Origin of the sequence: Streptomyces sp. NPDC090083 (assembly GCF_044747445.1) — a bacterium.
Lineage (GTDB): Bacteria > Actinomycetota > Actinomycetes > Streptomycetales > Streptomycetaceae > Streptomyces.
In genome coordinates this window covers 282,672-300,182 of record NZ_JBIVED010000001.1, presented here as the reverse complement: position 1 = coordinate 300,182, position 17,511 = coordinate 282,672, and the positions used below count along the sequence as shown (strand labels likewise).

Sequence of the window (17,511 nt, the reverse complement as noted above, 5' to 3'; positions counted from 1 at the left end):
GTCAGCGTCCTTCTTCGATCCAGGTGGCGTGCGGGCCGTCGAGCACGATGTCCCAGCGGTAGCCCATCGAGAACTCGGGCACCGACAGGCTGTGGTCGTAGGTCGCGACGAGCCGCCGGCGGGCCGTGTCGTCCGTCACCGACTGGATGATCGGGTCGTACGGGAACAGCGGGTCGCTCGGGAAGTACATCTGCGTGACCAGCCGCTGTGTGAACGCCGAGCCGAACATCGAGAAGTGGATGTGCGCCGGGCGCCAGGCGTTGACGTGGTTGCGCCAGGGGTAGGGGCCGGGCTGGACGGTCGTGAAGTGGTACGTGCCCTCGTCGTCGGTCAACGTCCGGCCCACGCCTGTGAAGTTGGGGTCCAGCGGGGCGTCGTGCTGCTCGCGCTGGTGGGCGTAGCGGCCGGCGGAGTTGGCCTGCCAGATCTCGATCAGCTGGCCGCGGACCGGCCGCCCCGACCGGTCGAGCAGCCGTCCGGAGACGGTGATCCGTTCGCCGATCGGCTCGCCGTTGTGCTGCCGGGTCAGGTCGTTGTCGATCTCCGTGATGTCCCGCTCGCCGAAGGCGGGCGAGGCCAGTTCCACCAGTTCCGGGTCCTTCGAGACGTCGATGGTGACCGGCGGCTGTTTCGGGTGGCGGAGCAGGGAGGAGCGGTACGGGGCGTAGTCGCGGCGCGGATGGTGCTCGACCGGCGCGCCGTCGGCGACCCGCTTCTCGTACGTCGCGTGCTCCGCCGCTATTTCGAGGTCGATGTCGTGCTGGGTGAGCGTCATGGGGTTCCTACCGTTCGAGGAGGAGGGCCAGGCCCTGGCCCACGCCGATGCAGAGGGTGGCGACGCCAACTCCCGTGCCCTTGCGGGCGAGTTGGTGCGCGACGGTGCCGGCGAGCCGGGCGCCGGAGGCGCCGAGCGGATGGCCCAGCGCGATGGCACCGCCCTGCGGGTTGAGGATCGCGGGGTCGAACTCGGGCCACTCGGCGACGCATCCGAGCACCTGCGCGGCGAACGCCTCGTTCAGTTCGAGGACCGACAGGTCGTCAAATCCCTTGCCCGCCTTGGCGAGTGCGCGGTTGACCGCCTCCACGGGGGCGAGTCCGAAGTACTGCGGGTCGATCGCGGAGACGCCGGTGGCGCGGACGCGGGCGAGAGGCTCGCGGCCGGTGGCCTTCAACCCCTCCTCGTCGACCAGGAGCAGGGCGGCGGCACCGTCGTTGAGGGGGGACGCGTTGCCCGCGGTCACCGTGCCGTTCTCGGGCCGGAAGGACGGCTTCAGCTTGGCCATGGCGGCGAGGGAGGCGTCCGCGCGCACGGATTCGTCGGCGGCGAAGAGGGCGGGGTCGCCCTTGCGCCGCGGGACGGCGACGGGGGCGATCTCTCGGTCGAGGAGTCCGGCCGCCTGCGCCTGGGCCGCCTTCCGGTGACTGGCGAGCGCGAACTCGTCCTGCTGTTCGCGGCTGATCTTGTGCTTGTCGGCGATCAGCTCCGCGCTCTCGCCGAGCGGGATGGTCCACTCCGGGTTCATGGCCGGGTTGACCATGCGCCAGCCGAGCGTGGTCGAGTACAGCTCGGTGTGCCCGGCGGGGAACGGCCGGTCCGACTTGGGCAGCACGTACGGCGCCCGGGTCATCGACTCCACCCCGCCCGCCACGGCGATGGAGGCGTCCCCGACCGCGATGGCGCGGGCTGCCTGGATGACCGCTTCGAGGCCGGAGGCGCAGAGCCGGTTGACCGTGACGCCCGGCACGGAGGTGGGCAGGCCCGCGAGGAGGACGGCCATGCGGCCGACGTTGCGGTTCTCCTCGCCGGCGCCGTTCGCGTTGCCGAAGTAGACGTCCTCGATGCGGGAGGGGTCCAAGTCGGGGGTGCGGGCGAGGAGTTCACGCAGGGCGTGGGCGGCGAGGTCGTCGGGGCGAACGGAGGCGAGGCCTCCGCTGTACCTGCCGATGGGGGTGCGGACGGCATCGACGATGTAAACTGAGTTCACAGCAGGCCTTCCGTGACGGTGAGTTTCGCGTCGGTCTTGGCGACGATCTCCTCGACGCCCACACCGGGCGCGGTCTCGATCAACACGAGACCGTCGGGCGACACGTCGATCACCCCGAGATCGGTGATGACTCGGTTCACACACGCCTTGCCTGTGAGCGGCAGCGCGCACTCCGCGAGGATCTTCGGGGAACCGTCCTTGGCCACATGGGTCATGACGACGATGACGGTCCGGGCGCCGTGGACGAGGTCCATCGCCCCGCCGATGCCGGTGATCATCTTGCCGGGGATCGCCCAGTTCGCCAGGTCGCCGCCCGCCGACACCTGCATGGCACCCAGCACGGCGACGTCGATGTGCCCGCCCCGGATCATCCCGAAGGAGAGCGCGGAGTCGAAGAAGGAGGCACCCGGCAGCACCGTCACGGTCTCCTTGCCGGCGTTGATCAGATCCGGATCGACCTGGTCGTCGGTCGGATACGGGCCGGTGCCGAGGATGCCGTTCTCGGATTCGAGGATCACCTCGACGCCCGGCGGGAGGTAGTTGGGGATCAGGGTCGGCAGGCCGATGCCGAGATTGACGTACTGCCCGTCCTGAAGTTCGCGCGCCGCGCGGGCCGCCATCTGCTCGCGTGTCCAGGCCATCAGCTGCTCACCGTCCGCTGCTCGATCCGCTTGTCGGCGGCCTGCCCGGGGGTGAGGGCCACCACCCGCTGCACGAAGATCCCGGGCAGGTGCACCGCGTCCGGGTCGATCTCGCCAGGCTCGACCAGCTCCTCCACCTCGGCGATCGTCACCCTGCCCGCCATCGCCGCGAGGGGGTTGAAGTTCCGGGAGGACTTGTTGAAGACGAGGTTCCCGTGCCGGTCGCCCTTCGCGGCGCGGACCAGGGCGAAGTCCGTGCGGATACCGCGCTCCAGGACGTACTCGGTGCCGTCGAACTCCCGCACCTCCTTCGCCGGGGAGGCGAGCGTGACGCCGCCCGAGCCGTCGTAGCGCCAGGGCAGTCCGCCCTCGGCGACCTGGGTGCCGACGCCGGCGGGGGTGTAGAAGGCGGGGATGCCCGCGCCGCCCGCGCGCAGCCGCTCGGCGAGGGTGCCCTGGGGGATCATCTCGACCTCCAGTTCCCCGGCGAGGTACTGGCGGGCGAACTCCTTGTTGGCGCCGATGTAGGAGCCGGTCACCCGTGCGATGCGGCCCGCCGAGAGCAGGATCGCGAGGCCGGACTCCATGGCCCCGCAGTTGTTGGAGACCACGCCGAGGCCGCCGACACCGCGTTCGTGAAGGGCCTGGATCAGTACGTTCGGCACACCGCTCAGCCCGAAGCCGCCGACCGCGAGCGTCGCCCCGTCCGGCACATCGGCCACGGCCTCGTCGGCCGTGGCGACCACCTTGTCCATCCGTGAAGCTCCGTCCCGTTCGAGCGCCCGGTCAGCAGATAGTCAGGGCACTGAGCATTTCGGTGAAGTTTCCTTCACGCTGTCACCGCGGCGGCCTGCCGTCAAGAGCCGGGAGAAGTGCCGGGCCAGGACGGTGCACGAGACTGGACTCGGTCTCGGGGTCGCCGAGTATCGTTCAGTGCACGGACGAATCCGATATCGGGAGGGCACATGGCCGCGGTGGACCTCACCACCCACCCCGGGCACCTCGCCCGGCGGCTCCAGCAGGCGCACTACCTGCTGTGGAACACGATGGTCTCCGAGGAGACCACCTCACCGCAGTTCGCGGTGCTCAACGCGCTCGTCGACGAACCGGGGCTCGATCAGCGCACGGTGGGGGAGCGGGTGGGGCTCGATCGGTCGACCATCGCCGAGGTGATCAGCCGGCTGAGTCGGCGCGGGCTGCTCGACAAGGTGCGGGACGCCCAGGACGGGCGGCGGTTCCTGTTGCGGCTGACCGGAGACGGGGTGCGGGTCCATCGCAAGCTGGTCGTGCGGACGGCTCGGATGAACCAGGTGTTCCTGGGGCCGCTCTCCGCCGACGAGCAGGGGGCCTTCTTCGATCTCATCCAGCGGGTGTCGGACGCGGCGGAGGGGCTCCGGAATCCTGGGGAGCCCCTGGTCGCGCAGCGGTAGGTGAAGGGGCCGTCTTTTTCGTCGCGGTCGGTGGGGGGCTGGGCGCGCAGTTCCCCGCGCCCCTGCAGGGCGCTTCCGTCCCGCGTGTGTCACGACTTCGCGTAGATCACCCAGACCTGGCCCTGCGCGAAGTTCATGGGCTTGCCGTCCGGGGTCGTGAACCGGGTTCCGTCCGTGGCCTTCGGGCGCTTCCAGTCCACGCTGTAGGTGCGGCCGTCCCGCAGGACGTCCGCCTTTCCGGAGCCGACGGTCACGGTGTACGGCGTGTTGTTGCCGAGGACGTCGTGGTAGGCGGACCTGCGGATCTTGACGTACTGGACGACGACCGTCGCCGGAGCGACCCGCTTGCCGTCGGTCGTGACGGTGGGGGTGCCGTCCTCGGTGACCAGCCAGCGGTGCCTGTCGCCCGACCAGGTGAAGGCGAAGCGGGCCGCCGGGTAGCGGACCGTGCGCGAGGCGGTGGGCTTGCCGCCCGCGGGGGCCGCGCCGTAGACGAAGCCGGTCGTCAGGGCCGCCGCGCCCGGGGCGGAGGACATGAGCCGCTCGGGGCGCAGGTAGAGGTTGTGCGGGGCGACCTTGCCGCCGCCCCGGTAGTAGGCCTGGCCCTCCTCGTCGGGCGACGCGGACCGCAGCGGGGCCTTGTCGATCAGCGGGAGGAGCTTGCCCTGCGCGCCGGAGAAGGCGAGCGTCGGGTCGTGGAACTGGCGCAGCAGCTCCAGGTCGGACACGCGGGCGCTGCGCACGGGCCCGACGGACCGCGGGAACCGGGTCGCGAACACCGCCATCAGCCTGCTCAGGCCACCCTCGACCTGCTCCGCGTACACGATGTCGGCCGCGTCGAGACCCGTCTGCGGGCGGGCCTCCGGCACGTTGTCGATCTTCACCGCGAGCACCGGGCCGGCGGCGGGAGCGGTCGTGCCGCTCGCGCTCGGGCTCTGCGCCGGGGACTGGCTCGGTGTGTGCCCCCGTCCGTCGTCGACGGACCCGCCGTGCTGTGCGGTGCAGCCCACCGCCAGGGAGGCCGTCAGCGTGGCGGCCAGGAGCGCCGCTCTCTTCGCGCCGCTCCGCCGGGGTGCTCTCTGTGCCATTCCCACCGTTGCCACCAAGTCTGTGTTTTCGATTGTGCGCTTATCAGTTCATTGGTGGCCTTACCCGCTTGGTCGTGCTGGTGCGCGCTGATTGCGCCGATCGGCCCACTACAAGATGCGGAAGGGGTCAGTCCGGCGCACCCTGCGTGCCCAGGATCTCCCCGAGGTCGTAGCGGACCGGCTCCTCCAGCTGTGCGTACGTGCAGCTCTCGGGCGTGCGGTCCGGGCGCCAGCGGCGGAAGCGCGCCGTGTGCCGGAAGCGCGCGCCGTTCTCCATGTGCTCGTACGCCACCTCGGCCACCCGCTCCGGCCGCAGTGGCACCCATGACAGGTCCTTCTTGCCCGACCAGCGGCTCGGCGCCCCCGGCAGCCGGGCCGACTCGTGCGCGGCCTCCTCCGTCCAGGCCGCCCAGGGATGCCCCGCCGTGTCGTCCATGCGCAGCGGCGCCAGCTCCTCGATCAGCTCGGCCCGCCGTTTCATGGTGAACGCGGCGGCCACGCCCACATGCTGCAGCGCGCCCCGGTCGTCGTGCAGACCGAGCAGCAGGGAACCCACGACCGGGCCGCTCTTGTGGAGGCGGTAGCCGGCGACGACGACGTCCGCGGTCCGCTCGTGCTTGATCTTGAACATGGCGCGCTCGTCCTGCCGGTAGCCCAGGGCCGGCGGCTTGGCCACGACACCGTCGAGCCCGGCGCCCTCGTACTGCTCGAACCAGCGTCGTGCCACCTCGATGTCGGTGGTCGCGGGCGCCAGATGCACGGGCGCGTCCACGCCGGACAGCACCCGCTCCAGCAGCGCCCGACGGTCGCCTAGCGGCACGTCGAGCAGCGACTCGTCGGCCAGGGCCAGCAGGTCGAAGGCGACGAAGGAGGCCGGGGTCCGCTCGGCCAGCGTCCGCACCCGCGAGTCGGCCGGGTGGATGCGCTCGGTCAGCGCGTCGAAGTCGAGCCGTCCGTCCCGCGCGATCACGATCTCGCCGTCCAGCACACAGCGGTCCGGGACCCGCTCCTTCAGTGCCGCCACCAGCTCGGGAAAATACCTGGTCAGCGGCTTTCCGTTACGGCTGCCCAGCTCGACCTCGCCGCCGTCGCGGAACACGATCGCCCGGAAACCGTCCCACTTCGCCTCGTAGTGCATGCCCGGCGGAATCCTCGCGACCGACTTGGCGAGCATGGGCTTCACGGGCGGCATCACCGGCAGATCCATGGTCCGATTCTGCTCCCGTACGTCGCTCGCCGCCCGGTATGCGATGTCCGTGCGCCGGGCCTACGGTGGCGAGCATGGGCGAAGCGGTGGAACTGGAGGCGGGCGGCCGGACCGTACGGCTGTCCAGTCCCGGCAAGATCTTCTTCCCGGAGCGGGGCTTCACCAAGCTGGACCTCGCCCGGTACTACATCGCGGTCGGCCCCGGGATCCTCCGGGCGCTGCGCGACCGCCCCACCACCCTGGAGCGCTACCCGGACGGGGTCGAGGGCGAGAACTTCTTCCAGAAACGGGCGCCCAAGAACATGCCCGACTGGATCCCGACCGCCCACATCACCTTCCCCAGCGGACGCAGCGCCGACGAGATGTGCCCCACCGAACAGGCCGCCGTCCTGTGGGCAGCCCAGTACGGCACGCTCACCTTCCACCCCTGGCCGGTACGCCGTGGCGACGTCGACAGCCCCGACGAACTTCGCATCGACCTCGACCCGCAGCCCGGCACCGACTACGACGACGCGGTCCGCGCCGCCCACGAACTACGCGCCGTGCTCGACGAGTTCGGCGGTCTGACGGGTTTCCCCAAGACCTCCGGCGGACGCGGTCTGCATGTCTTCGTGCCGATCGAACCGCGCTGGACCTTCACCCAGGTCCGCCGCGCGGCCATCGCCGTCGGCCGCGAACTGGCCCGCCGCATGCCCGACCAGGTCACGGTCAAGTGGTGGAAGGAGGAACGCGGCGAACGCATCTTCGTCGACTACAACCAGACCGCCCGCGACCGCACCATCGCCTCCGCCTATTCCGTACGCCCCCGCCCGCACGCCCCCGTCTCGGCGCCGCTGCGCTGGGACGAGGTCGGCACCGCGCACCCCCGCGACTTCGACCTGGTGACGATGCCGGCGCGTTTCGCCGAACTCGGCGACGTGCACGCGGACATGGACGACCACCGCTACTCCCTCGACGCCCTCCTCGAACTCGCCCGGCGTGACGAGCACGACCACGGGCTGGGCGATCTGCCCTATCCGCCGGAGTATCCGAAGATGCCGGGTGAGCCGAAGCGGGTGCAGCCGAGCAGGGCGCGGAAAGGGCGCGGCGCGGAGGCCGGGGGCGGTGCGGACGCGGACTCGGGTAAGGACGCGAACTCGGGTACGGCCGCGGACGCCGGTTCGGGTGCCGGCTCCGATGCCGCCCCCGAGGGATCATGAGCGTATGACCCGCCTGCTGACCCGGAGCGATCTCGCATCGCTGCTGGAGCCCTCGGCCTGCCTCGCCGCGCTGCGCGCCGGGTTCCTCGCCAGGGGGGACGCGGCGGCGATCCCGGGTCAACGGGTGCGCACCGACCTGCCGTTCGACGGTACGGCGACCGCGCTGCTCCCGGGACTGCTGCCGGGCATCGAGGCCTACACCGTGAAGGTCAACTCCAAGTTCCCCGATGCGCGGCCCGCGTTGAAGGGCGTGCTGTGTCTGCACAGCGGTGCGGACGGGGAGTTGCTCGCCCTGCTGGACTCGGCGACGGTGACCGCGTGGCGCACGGGTCTGGCTGCCGCGCTGGGCACGCATGCCCTCGCGGGGGCGGGGGAGGGCGCGGTGGTGGGGGTGATCGGGGCGGGCGCACAGGCCGAGTTGATGGTGCGGGGGCTGGGCGCGCTGCGGTCGTACGGTCGACTCGTCGTCCACGACACGGACGCCGGGCGTGCCGGTGGGTTCGCCGTACGGCACGGCGGCCGGGTGCTCGGCTCGGCGAAGGAGATCGCCTCGGCCGCCGACATCGTCCTGCTGTCGACCTGGTCCCGCGTGCCCCTGCTGTCCCTCGCGGACACCAGGCCGGGCCAGCACCTCACGAGCCTGGGCGCCGACGAACCGGGCAAGCGGGAACTCGCCCCCGATCTGCTCGACGAGGCCCTCGTGGTCGTCGACGACCGTCGACTGGTCGAGTCCGTAGGCGTGTTGGCCTCGACGGACATCGACACCACGCTGGGCGACGTGCTGCGCGGCGACCATCCGGGAAGGGCCGATGCCGAGGCGCGTTCCGTCTACGCCCCCGTCGGAATGCCGTGGCAGGACCTGGCCCTCGCCTGGCTGGCGTACGAGCGGGCGGAGCGGGACGGGGTGGGGCGGCGGGTGGATCTGCTGGGGTGAGGGACCGACGGGCCGACGGACGCACGCGTGCCGTGAAGCGGGTGGTGGGTCGGCGGGGCGCCCGGTCGCAGCAGCCTCTCACCGGCCGGTTCGGCCGCGGCTATCCTGATCCGCATCATCGAGGGGGGTCCAGACGTGACCGAGACAGCACCGCGTCCCACGCTGGAGGCCGTGGCCGCGCGGGCGGGGGTGTCGCGGGCCACCGTCTCGCGTGTGGTCAACGGCGGGGACGGCGTGCGGGAGTCACTCGTCGAGCGGGTCCGGCAGGCGGTGGACGAACTCGGGTACGTCCCCAACCAGGCCGCCCGGAGCCTGGTGACGAAGCGGCACGACGCCATCGCCGTGGTGATCGCCGAACCGGAGACCCGGGTCTTCGCCGATCCCTTCTTCGCCATGCAACTCCGGGGCATCAGCAAGGAGTTGACCGCCCACGACTCCCAGCTCGTGCTGCTCCTCACGGAAGGCCGGGACGACCACGCCCGCGTCGGCCGCTATCTCGCCGGCGGACATGTGGACGGCGCGCTCGTCTTCTCCCTGCACCTGGAGGACCCGCTGCCCGGGCTGATCCAACGGGCCGGTGTCCCCACGGTGTTCGGCGGCCGGCCCGGCTGGAGCGAGGGGACACGGGCGTCCGGGCCCACGGTGTACGTCGACTGCGACAACCGGGGCGGCGCCCGCGAGGCCGTACGGCATCTCGTCGGGCTCGGCCGGACCCGGATCGCGCACATCACCGGTGCGCTCGACCAGACCTCCGCGGTGGACCGGCTCGACGGGTTCCGGGACGTCATGGTCGACGTCGATCCGCGGCTGATCGTGGAGAGCGACTTCACCCCGGGTGGCGGTGAGCGCGCGATGCGGGAACTCCTCCGCGACTGCCCCGACGTGGACGCCGTGTTCGCCGCCAACGACCTCACCGCCTACGGCGCCATGAAGGTGCTGCGCGAGGAGGGGCGGCGAGTGCCGGAGGACGTGGCGGTGATCGGCTTCGACGACATGCTCCCGGTCGCCGAACAGACCGAGCCCCCGCTCACCACGGTCCGCCAGGACATAGAGGAGATGGGGCGGCTGATGGCCCGCCTGTTGCTGCGCGGGCTCGACCGGCGGGGGGCCCATGACGGTGTCGGAGGGGCACCGTCCAGCGTGATCCTGCCGACGACGCTCGTGCACCGGGCGTCGGCGTGAGGGGTGGGTGCGTGGTCGCGCGGGTCCGGCGGCAGTAGGGCGGGGTGTGCGGTGTCCGGGGCTCAGCGGGGCGGTCCACGCGGTGGGTGCGCGGAGCCGTGCCCCGCGCACTCCGCGCGGGACCCGGCACCCGTCACTCCGCGCGGGACCCGGCACCCGTCACTCCGGATTCCGACCGAACTCCCCCCGCCTCGCCTCAGCCTCGCCTCAGCCCCGCCTCCGTCACGCCGGAGGCGCCTCGCTCTTGATGACGGCGAAGCGCGCGCCGTGCGGGTCGGTGAGCTGGGCCATGCGGCCGACGCCCTCCATGTCGGTGGCCGGCACCGCGACCCCGCCGCCCGACTCCTGGGCCTTCGCCACCGTCGCGTCGACGTCGGTGACCTCGAAGTACGCGAGCCAGTACGCCCCGGACGCCGCGCCGTCCGGGCCGATGTCGAGCGGGACGATGCCGCCGAACATCGCGTCCTCACCGGCACCGGACGGGTTGACGCAGGTGTAGTCGACGCCCGCCATGGGGGCGGCCGAGGTCTCCAGGCCCAGCGCCGTGTTGTAGAACGCCGCCGCCGCGGCCACGTCCGGTGTGTACAGCTCGACCCAGGTCAGCGAGCCGGGGTCGCCCGCGACGTCGACTCCCTTGAGCTGTCCCGGCTGCCAGATGCCGAACGCCGCGCCCGCCGGGTCCCTGAGGATCGCCATGTGGCCCTGGCCCATCACGTCCATGGGCTGGAACAGGACCGCGCCGTGCGCCTGTTCCACCGTCTTGGCCGTGGCCTCCGCGTCCGGGCTCTGGAAGTACACGCTCCAGGCGGACGAGGTGTGCTCCGCGGGCAGGGGCATCCCGCCGGCGACCGTCCTGCCGTCGAGCTGGAAGAAGCCGTAGCCGCCGGCCTCGGGTCCCGCCGACTGGAACTGCCAGCCGAAGAGACCGCCGTAGAAGGAGATGGCGCTGTCGATGTCGGGGGAACCGACGTCCAGCCAGTTCGGAGCGCCGTTGACGAAACGGGTGGTGAGCATCATTGCCCTCCTGATTGAAGGGTCCCGTCGGGAAGGGCCCGTTCTCTGCACTGCCGAGTCTCGCACCGCCCACTGACAATCGCTGCCGGAGTGACGCCGCCGGACGCGGCGGGTCGTGGAGACGGCATCGGTCACCCTCGGTGACCGCGGAAGTTCTCCGTGTTTTCCTGCGGGTTCCGCGCGCCGCCGTGCGCCCGTGCGGGACCGGGGCCATCATCGGGGCGGCCGGAGGTCTCGGAGCGTGGCGTTGATCCCGCGTTGATGGAACGTTTTTCACCGGGCGGCACGATCCTGGCCATGCACATCGACACGATCACCGCGCCCGACCTGGACTGGCAGCAGGAGGCGTTGTGCGCGCAGACCGGGGCGGACTTCTTCTTCCCCGAGCCGGGCAGCTCGGTCAGGGAGGCCAAGCGGATCTGCGGCATGTGCCCGATCCGCACCGCGTGCTTGGAGTACGCCCTCGACAACGACGAACGCTTCGGAGTGTGGGGCGGCCTCTCGGAGAAGGAACGGCTGGAGATCCGCCGCACCGGCTCCCGCTGAACGAGGCCGCTTGTTCGGTGCGGTGTGCGCGGGGGCGTGCGGTTAGGATCCGGGGGCGCACCCGGGCGTAGCGCAGAGGCAGGCGCAAGCGTCCTGCACGGACGAGGCACATCGGTTCGAATCCGATCCCCGGGCTGCGTCCGGGGGCCCTGTAGAGCAGAGGCAGACTCGCCGCCTTGTCAGGGCGGATACGCCGGTTCGAATCCGGCCGGGGCCCCACTTCATGGCACGGCCGGGGCGGGGAACGATGACGGACGAGGGCGGGATCACCGAGGCGGAACTGGCCGCCTTCCACCGGACGGTGGGCAGGCTGCGGGAGCTGCCCGTCGACGATCCGGTGCGGCTGCGCGCGGAACAGGTCGCCGCGTCCTTCGCCCGCGACGGTCGGCTGCGCCGCCGCAAGAACCGCGGCGCCGAGCTGTCCGCGGCAGACGCGGCGGTGATGGCGGCGACCGCGACCGGGGCGGTGGACCGCCGCGAGGACGCCCCACTGGCTGCCGTGCGGGAGTCCGCGGTGCGCGCGGACGCGGGCGGTGCCTATCGCAAACCGCGCGGCTGCTATGTCTGCAAGTCGCCCTATCGACAGGTGGATTCCTTCTACCACCGGCTGTGTCCCGCGTGCGCCGCCGACAACTCCGCCCGCCGGAGCCTGAGTACGGATCTGAGCGGGCGCCGGGCGCTGCTCACCGGCGGCCGGGTGAAGATCGGTTTCCAGCTGGCGCTGATGATGCTGCGGGACGGCGCGGAGGTACTGGTCACGTCCCGGTTCCCGCACGACGCCGTGCGCCGCTTCCGTGCCGAGCCCGGCAGCGGGAAGTGGCTCGACCGGCTCACGGTCCTCGCCGTGGACCTGCGCGACCCACGCCAAGTGCTCGGCCTCTGCGAGGAGTTGCGGCACTCGGGCGAGCCCCTCGACATCCTCGTCAACAACGCCGCGCAGACCGTACGGCGCCCTGCGCAGTCGTACGCCCTGCTGGCCGCCGGGGAGCGGGAGGCGTTGCCGGAGGGGGCGCGGCAGGCGCCCGGTTTCACGCCGATGCGGATGGTCGCGGGCGGGGCCTCGGCGCTGCCCGTCGTGCTGCGCGAGGCCGACGAGGCCGGACTGCTGCCCGATCCGTCCCCGGAGAACTCCTGGTCGGCCCGGCTCGGCGCCCTCGACCCGGCCGAGGTGCTGGAGACCCAGCTCGTCAACGCCCTTGCTCCCGCGCTCCTTTGCGACCGGCTGCTGCCCCTGCTGCTCGCCTCGCCGCGCCCGCGCCGGTACGTCGTCAACGTCACCGCCGTGGAGGGCCGGTTCGCCGTCCGCAACAAGACGGCCGGGCATCCGCACACCAACATGGCCAAGGCCGCGCTCAACATGCTCACCCGCACCAGCGCCGCCGAACTCGCCGACCAGGGCGTCCACATGTGCGCCGTGGACACGGGCTGGATCACGGACGAGAACCCCGCCCCGAAGAAGGGCCGCATGGCCCGGGCCGGTTTCCGCACCCCCCTCGACATCGTCGACGGCGCGGCCCGCGTCTACGACCCGATCGTGCGCGGCGAGGCCGGCGATCCGGTGTCCGGGGTGTTCCTCAAGGACTACCGGGAGGCGGCGTGGTGATCGGCGACGGAGGGAACGCGCAAGCGGGGGAGGGGAGTGGGGAAGGGAGGTGCGAGTCGCCCACGGCTGAGTCTGCCGCCCCGGACCACGCCACCCCGAACCCTGCCGCCTCGAACCCAGTCACCCCGGACCACGCCACCCCGAAGCCTGTCACCCCAAATCCTGCCGTCCCGAAGCCTGTCACCCGGAACCCCGCGCCTCCGACGATCGCCTTCGCCGGTGTCCCGTACGTCCGGCCGCGTCCGGTCGCGGAACTCGGACCGCTGCTCGACTGGTTGCGCGCGGGTCGCCCGGCCGGCGAGCGCCTCGACTTCGCGGTCGGTACGGCGCTGCCCGACGGCCGACTCGACCTGTGCAAGCAGGAGCTGGGGGCCGAGGGTGCCGCACTGGTCTCGGCCGCGCTGGCCCAAGGACCCTCTCCCGTACGGCACTTGCTGCTGGGCACCGACGGGCTCGGGGACGCGGGGGCCGAGGCCGTGGCCGGGGTGAGCGGTGAGGTCGAGACGCTCTACCTCGGCTGCAACGGGATCACGGCCGGCGGCGCCTGCCGGATCGCCGACCAGCTGCGCGCCTCGCCGCAGGTCGTCACCGGTGTGTGGCTCAAGCGCAACCCGCTGGGCAGCGGAGGCGGCCGGGCGGCGGCCGAACTCATCGCGTCCGCACGGTCGTTGCGCACCCTCGACCTCGTGCAGACCGGGCTCGACCCGGCCGGGGCGGCCGTCCTCGCCGACGCGCTGCTCGCCGCCGCCGACAACGGACGCCGGATCGAGCGCCTCTTCATCGGCGGCAACCCGCTCGGCGCGGAGGGCACCGCGCCGCTCGCCGCCGTCGTCGCGGCCGGCGCCGTCGACGAACTCTACGTATCCGCAGCGCAGTTGGGGGACGCGGGCGCCCTTCTCCTGGCCGACGCCCTGGAACGCGCCCCCTACGGACGGCTCGTGCGGCTGTCGGTCGCCAGCAACGGCATCGGTCCGCGGGCCGCGGCGCGGCTGGTGACGGCGGCCACCGCGGCCGGGGTCGCGCTGCTGGACCTCGGCCGGGTGCGGGCGGCGGCCGTGCTCGGCGCGGCCGACAACCACGTCGATCTGCCCGCCGCCGAAGCCATCGCCGGGGCCCTCGTGGCCGCCGAGCACCGCCTCGGCCACCTCGTCCTGTCCCACACCGGGATGCGCAGCCGCGAGGCCCACCGGCTCCTCGACACGGCACCCCGCGCGCTCACCCCCACCCGCTTCGTCCTCGGCCAGGGCATCGCCGCCAGCATCAAACGCCGCCTGGAGACCCTCACCGCCCACGTCCCCCGGCCCGCGCTCGCCCCCGATGTGGCCGCCGTTCGCAGCGTGCACCGCACGGCGCGGCCGGGAGAGGGCGAGCACGGGGTCAGCGACGCGCCAGGCCGGTGAAGACGTCGGTCCAGAACCGCTGTTGCTGAGCCGACGCCCCCACCAGATACGTCGCCCGGAGCTTCGCCGGCAGCAGCGCCACCATGCGGGCCACCACCGCGCGGTGCTTCTTCAGCTGGGACAACTCGGCGTTCGCGAGGATCTGGTGGACCACGTCGCTGTCGTCGGCGCCCTCGTCGGTGTGCTCGGCCGCACGGCGCAGCCGGGCCTCCCAGGCGTCCGCGTCCCGCGCGAGTTCCCGCAGGCCCGTGACCGGGCGGCCCCTGAAGCGGTCGATCAGCGCGGTGAGCGGCACGGGCGCGTACTCGCCGTCGCCGAGGTAGACCGTCGCCATCTCCAGCGGCAGGCCCCGCCGGTGCAGCTTGATGAGCCGCTCCAGCGTGCGCTTGGTGATCCAGGCGCGGCCGTCGTCGTCGATGTCGTGCTTCCACCACTCCAGCACCGTCTCCGCGTCCGCGCCGTACCGCGCGAGCAGCCACTCGTTGGCCGGGATGTCCTCCGGCTCGACCGTCAGCGAGGCCGTGAACCGTGTCGCCTGGGCGATGTTGTTCCGCGAGACCAGGAGTTTGCGGCCCAGGTGGTACGGCGGGTTCTGGACGGCTATCTGCGCCCGGAGGTTCTCGATCCGCCGGCCGGCGAGCGACCACTCCTGGGTGATCTCCATGAGCTTGGCGAACGCGGCCTTGTCCTTGGGGCGGTTGTACTCGTCCCACACGATCGCCTTCGGCCCGGGGCCGGTGAAGTTCGCGGCCAGCAGGGTGTCCAGGGTGCCGTCCGCCGACGGGATCGGCGCGCACAGGTCCTCGACGTTCGTCACCGGCAGCGAGAAGTACAGCGGGTCCCGGCCCAGGCCCGCGCGCACGGTCTCCCTGACCAGCTCCGTCTTGCCGCATCCGGGCGGCCCCTGCAGCAGCACCGTCCAGCGGTTGCGCAGCGCGGCCCGGACCACCTGGCGCACCGGGTCGGGGATCGTGGCCGGGTTGGGTACGCCCAGGGCCTCGGCGACGCGGTCCAGGACTTCCGCCGTGCGGTTCTGTCCGGGTCTCCCGTCCGCGCCCGGCTCGGCGAGACGCAGCCGCTCGCCGTCGATCAGGGGCAGGCCCCAGCGGAGCGGGAGGCCCTCCTTCGCGTTGGCCAGGACGTGGTCCAGCGTGCGCGGGGAGAGCAGCTCGCGCAGCGCGGGCGAGAGGGAGGCCCAGACACCGAACACCGGACCGAGGTCCCAGGGGCGGTACTTGGCGGCCAGGTGCTCGCGCCAGGACGTGTCGTTCGCCGTGATCCGCATCGTGACCATGCGGTCGAGCAGCGCGAGGTCGCCGCGTCTGGCCGAGGTCTCGGACAGCGACTCGTTGTCCGTGAGGAAGACCCCGACGCAGCCCAGGGCACGCAGATCGTGCTCGCCGAGCGTCCAGTCGCAGGCGACCTGCATCAGCTGCGACTGGATGGTGTCGCCCGCCTGCAGCGAGTCGTCGATGAGCAGCACGAACGGCGTGCCCGGCTTCAGCTGGTCCATCACCAGCTGCCGCAGCACCAGTTCACCGGTCTCCGGGTCCCGCACCGGCGCGTTCACCAGCAGGTCGTCCGGCGTCAGGTTCGCCGCCGGGACGTACACCAGCGCGGTGCCCGGGTGGGCCCTGCCGATGTGCGAGAAGAACGTCGCCGTCTTGCCGATGCCGTGCTCGCCGAAGATCTGCCCGGTCTGCCCCATGTCGATCATCGCGTCGATGAACGACTCCAGACGCGACGGCTCGGCCCGCCCGCGCCCGGTCGCCGGGGCTGCCGACCGCTCTGTCTCCCGCGCTGTCTCCGTGGTCATCTACCGCGATCCTGTCGTGACGCGATGGCAGTCCATCGCGGGGTGGTGCGTCTCGGGCCAGTCGCTGCCGCCCTCGGTGATCAGCCAGATCCACTTGTCCGGCTCGGCGGGCGTGATCGGCGGGGCGTATCCGTCCGTGAGGACGACCACCGCGTCCGGGATGACGTCGAACCGCCGGCCGCCCACCTCCGCGCGTCCCTCCACGTAGTCCGCGACTGCCTGGAAGCTCGTGCCGCCACCGCCGTAGACCCGCTCGCCCGGCCGGAACGGCATCACCACCGCGTCGAAGGACAGCCAGTGCGCCTCGACGCCGTCGATGCGGCCGACGAGTTCGGTGAGCCAGGCGATCACCTGGTGGGGCATCGAACCCGAGGTGTCGTAGGCGATGACGAGGACCTTGTCGCGGACCGGGCCGCGGCGGGAGAGCATCGGGTCCTGGCCGAGGGCCGCGAGGAGGGCGCCGCGCTTCTTCGGGTACACCAGCCGCTCGCCGTCGCGCAGTTTCGAGCCGAGGACGTCGACCAGCCAGCGCTGCCACCAGTGGACCGTACGCGTGCGTGCCGTCTCGCCGCGCAGGACGCCCGCTCCGAGGTTCCCCCAGATCCGGCCGGCCCGCGCCGAGCCCTCCTCCGTACGGCCCATCAGGTCGAGCAGCTCCCGCTCCGCGCCCGTGTGTCCGCGCCGGGCCGCCAGCAGGGAGTTCAGCAGCGCGGACGACGTCACCGCGTCCACCGTCTCCTGGTCGGCCGGTACCAGGCCGTCCACCAGGTGCACGCACAGGTGCCGCTCCGGGACCGGAGGGTGCCGCATGCGCTTCAGCTCGCCGTACACCTTCATGTCGGTCGCGACGAACTCCTCATACGCCACCGGCTCCAGGTCGTGCGCGGTGAGGTCCTCGTGGTACAGCCGGTGGATCTCCCGGGGGTCGACGCCCGTCGGCCGGCCGTCCAGCAGGGGCAGGCCGGTGCGGCCGAGGCGGACCAGGGCGACATGGTTGATGGAGACCTCGGCGGCCAGCTCGAAGACCGGGTCGTCGCGCAACTCCGGATCGGCGAACAGATGGCGCTGCACCAGATGCCTGGCCTCGTGGAAGAGCACGAACTTCACGCCGTCCAGGCCGAGTCGGACGAAGAAGTCCGGGTTGAAGAGCAGCAGGCAGGAGCCGTCGCCCGAGGCGACCACGGCCGCCGTGTCCACCGCCGTCGTCGGGATCTGATGATGGCACTTCGCGTACAGCCAGGACGCCACCGCCGACTCCGTCAGCCCGAAGTCCAGCAGTGCCGCCTCTTTCAGCCGCCGCGCCTCGGCGACCGTCGCCGGGTCCGCGGGGCGGTACCCCTCCAGCGCCCTGCGGTCGGCCAGATCGACCACAGGGGCGCGCCGGCCCCGCTCCCCGTACGCCATGTCACGCCCCCCCGCGCCGTGTTTCCCCCGTGCCTCAATTGGTACCAGGCCGCACTGACATC

At 72.1% G+C, this 17,511-nt stretch carries 16 protein-coding genes and 2 tRNA genes; 9 read left to right on the top strand and 9 right to left on the bottom strand.

Going from position 1 to position 17,511, the window contains the following annotated elements; all coding sequences use genetic code 11:
- Nucleotide 1: 1 nt before the first annotated feature.
- From pcaH to ACIPTO_RS01245, 4 genes are read right to left on the bottom strand one after another with little or no spacing between them, the layout of a single operon-like run.
- Entirely contained in the window at nt 2–775 is a 774-nt protein-coding gene (gene pcaH / locus ACIPTO_RS01260) for a protocatechuate 3,4-dioxygenase subunit beta (protein ID WP_401188361.1), read from the bottom strand.
- A gap of 7 nt (nt 776–782) precedes the next feature.
- Nucleotides 783–1,985, bottom strand: coding sequence for a thiolase family protein (locus ACIPTO_RS01255; RefSeq protein WP_401188358.1), 1,203 nt, complete (start codon nt 1,983–1,985; stop codon nt 783–785).
- Nucleotides 1,982–2,626, bottom strand: a complete 645-nt coding sequence (locus tag ACIPTO_RS01250) for a CoA transferase subunit B (RefSeq protein ID WP_401188356.1) — start codon at nt 2,624–2,626, stop codon at nt 1,982–1,984. Before ACIPTO_RS01250 ends, ACIPTO_RS01255 begins: the two co-directional genes overlap by 4 nt.
- Nucleotides 2,626–3,381, bottom strand: coding sequence for a CoA transferase subunit A (locus ACIPTO_RS01245; RefSeq protein WP_401188353.1), 756 nt, complete (start codon nt 3,379–3,381; stop codon nt 2,626–2,628). Before ACIPTO_RS01245 ends, ACIPTO_RS01250 begins: the two co-directional genes overlap by 1 nt.
- Before the next feature lie 210 nt (nt 3,382–3,591).
- On the opposite strand from ACIPTO_RS01245, the gene ACIPTO_RS01240 reads away from it, so the two are divergent.
- On the top strand, nt 3,592–4,056 hold the full coding sequence (locus tag ACIPTO_RS01240; RefSeq protein WP_401188350.1) for a MarR family winged helix-turn-helix transcriptional regulator: 465 nt from the start codon (nt 3,592–3,594) through the stop codon (nt 4,054–4,056).
- 89 nt (nt 4,057–4,145) lie between these two features.
- On the opposite strand, the gene ACIPTO_RS01235 is transcribed toward ACIPTO_RS01240, so the two are convergent.
- Nucleotides 4,146–5,144: a DUF3048 domain-containing protein gene (locus ACIPTO_RS01235; RefSeq protein WP_401188348.1), complete on the bottom strand. Its 999-nt coding sequence runs from the start codon at nt 5,142–5,144 to the stop codon at nt 4,146–4,148.
- A gap of 127 nt (nt 5,145–5,271) precedes the next feature.
- Nucleotides 5,272–6,351: an ATP-dependent DNA ligase gene (locus ACIPTO_RS01230; RefSeq protein WP_401188345.1), complete on the bottom strand. Its 1,080-nt coding sequence runs from the start codon at nt 6,349–6,351 to the stop codon at nt 5,272–5,274.
- A gap of 74 nt (nt 6,352–6,425) precedes the next feature.
- Between ACIPTO_RS01230 and ligD the strand changes: the two genes are divergently transcribed.
- The 3 genes from ligD (at nt 6,426) to ACIPTO_RS01215 (ending at nt 9,666) form a co-directional block, all read left to right on the top strand.
- Nucleotides 6,426–7,550: a non-homologous end-joining DNA ligase gene (gene ligD, locus ACIPTO_RS01225; protein WP_401188343.1), complete on the top strand. Its 1,125-nt coding sequence runs from the start codon at nt 6,426–6,428 to the stop codon at nt 7,548–7,550.
- Nucleotides 7,551–7,554: 4 nt separating this feature from the next.
- Complete coding sequence (locus tag ACIPTO_RS01220) at nt 7,555–8,484, top strand: ornithine cyclodeaminase family protein (protein WP_401188341.1); 930 nt, start codon at nt 7,555–7,557, stop codon at nt 8,482–8,484.
- A 135-nt stretch (nt 8,485–8,619) separates the two neighbouring features.
- A complete protein-coding gene (locus tag ACIPTO_RS01215; RefSeq protein ID WP_366311125.1) occupies nt 8,620–9,666 on the top strand; it encodes a LacI family DNA-binding transcriptional regulator in 1,047 nt (348 codons plus the stop codon).
- Nucleotides 9,667–9,888: 222 nt separating this feature from the next.
- Here ACIPTO_RS01215 and ACIPTO_RS01210 read toward each other — a convergent pair whose 3' ends face one another.
- Nucleotides 9,889–10,680 carry a VOC family protein gene (locus ACIPTO_RS01210; RefSeq protein WP_401189659.1) on the bottom strand — a complete coding sequence of 264 codons (792 nt, stop codon included), beginning with the start codon at nt 10,678–10,680 and terminating at the stop codon, nt 9,889–9,891.
- 297 nt (nt 10,681–10,977) lie between these two features.
- Here ACIPTO_RS01210 and ACIPTO_RS01205 point away from each other — a divergent pair, with 297 nt between their 5' ends.
- From ACIPTO_RS01205 to ACIPTO_RS01185, 5 genes are all read left to right on the top strand, one after another.
- Nucleotides 10,978–11,226: a WhiB family transcriptional regulator gene (locus ACIPTO_RS01205; protein WP_352181364.1), complete on the top strand. Its 249-nt coding sequence runs from the start codon at nt 10,978–10,980 to the stop codon at nt 11,224–11,226.
- 60 nt (nt 11,227–11,286) lie between these two features.
- Nucleotides 11,287–11,361: transfer RNA gene (locus tag ACIPTO_RS01200), tRNA-Cys, on the top strand.
- A 10-nt stretch (nt 11,362–11,371) separates the two neighbouring features.
- Nucleotides 11,372–11,443: transfer RNA gene (locus ACIPTO_RS01195), tRNA-Asp, on the top strand.
- A gap of 30 nt (nt 11,444–11,473) precedes the next feature.
- Entirely contained in the window at nt 11,474–12,829 is a 1,356-nt protein-coding gene (locus tag ACIPTO_RS01190; RefSeq protein ID WP_401188338.1) for an SDR family NAD(P)-dependent oxidoreductase, read from the top strand.
- Between the two features lie 275 nt (nt 12,830–13,104).
- On the top strand, nt 13,105–14,229 hold the full coding sequence (locus tag ACIPTO_RS01185; protein ID WP_401188335.1) for a ribonuclease inhibitor: 1,125 nt from the start codon (nt 13,105–13,107) through the stop codon (nt 14,227–14,229).
- Here ACIPTO_RS01185 and ACIPTO_RS01180 read toward each other — a convergent pair.
- Together ACIPTO_RS01180 and ACIPTO_RS01175 are read right to left on the bottom strand one after the other, a co-directional pair.
- The gene (locus ACIPTO_RS01180; protein WP_401188334.1) at nt 14,207–16,045 is read right to left on the bottom strand and encodes an AAA family ATPase; all 1,839 of its coding nucleotides are present in this window, start codon (nt 16,043–16,045) and stop codon (nt 14,207–14,209) included. The genes ACIPTO_RS01185 and ACIPTO_RS01180 overlap by 23 nt on opposite strands.
- Nucleotides 16,046–17,449 (bottom strand): hypothetical protein, encoded by a 1,404-nt coding sequence (locus tag ACIPTO_RS01175; RefSeq protein WP_401188332.1) that lies wholly within the window; start codon nt 17,447–17,449, stop codon nt 16,046–16,048.
- Nucleotides 17,450–17,511 lie beyond the last annotated feature (62 nt).

Coding starts and splice junctions, on each gene's coding strand:
- pcaH (WP_401188361.1), bottom strand. CDS start 775: ATGACGCTCACCCAGCACGACATCGACCTCGAAATAGCGGCGGAGCAC.
- ACIPTO_RS01250 (WP_401188356.1), bottom strand. CDS start 2,626: ATGGCCTGGACACGCGAGCAGATGGCGGCCCGCGCGGCGCGCGAACTT.
- ACIPTO_RS01245 (WP_401188353.1), bottom strand. CDS start 3,381: ATGGACAAGGTGGTCGCCACGGCCGACGAGGCCGTGGCCGATGTGCCG.
- ACIPTO_RS01240 (WP_401188350.1), top strand. CDS start 3,592: ATGGCCGCGGTGGACCTCACCACCCACCCCGGGCACCTCGCCCGGCGG.
- ACIPTO_RS01235 (WP_401188348.1), bottom strand. CDS start 5,144: ATGGCACAGAGAGCACCCCGGCGGAGCGGCGCGAAGAGAGCGGCGCTC.
- ACIPTO_RS01230 (WP_401188345.1), bottom strand. CDS start 6,351: ATGGATCTGCCGGTGATGCCGCCCGTGAAGCCCATGCTCGCCAAGTCG.
- ligD (WP_401188343.1), top strand. CDS start 6,426: ATGGGCGAAGCGGTGGAACTGGAGGCGGGCGGCCGGACCGTACGGCTG.
- ACIPTO_RS01220 (WP_401188341.1), top strand. CDS start 7,555: ATGACCCGCCTGCTGACCCGGAGCGATCTCGCATCGCTGCTGGAGCCC.
- ACIPTO_RS01210 (WP_401189659.1), bottom strand. CDS start 10,680: ATGCTCACCACCCGTTTCGTCAACGGCGCTCCGAACTGGCTGGACGTC.
- ACIPTO_RS01205 (WP_352181364.1), top strand. CDS start 10,978: ATGCACATCGACACGATCACCGCGCCCGACCTGGACTGGCAGCAGGAG.
- ACIPTO_RS01190 (WP_401188338.1), top strand. CDS start 11,474: ATGACGGACGAGGGCGGGATCACCGAGGCGGAACTGGCCGCCTTCCAC.
- ACIPTO_RS01180 (WP_401188334.1), bottom strand. CDS start 16,045: ATGACCACGGAGACAGCGCGGGAGACAGAGCGGTCGGCAGCCCCGGCG.
- ACIPTO_RS01175 (WP_401188332.1), bottom strand. CDS start 17,449: ATGGCGTACGGGGAGCGGGGCCGGCGCGCCCCTGTGGTCGATCTGGCC.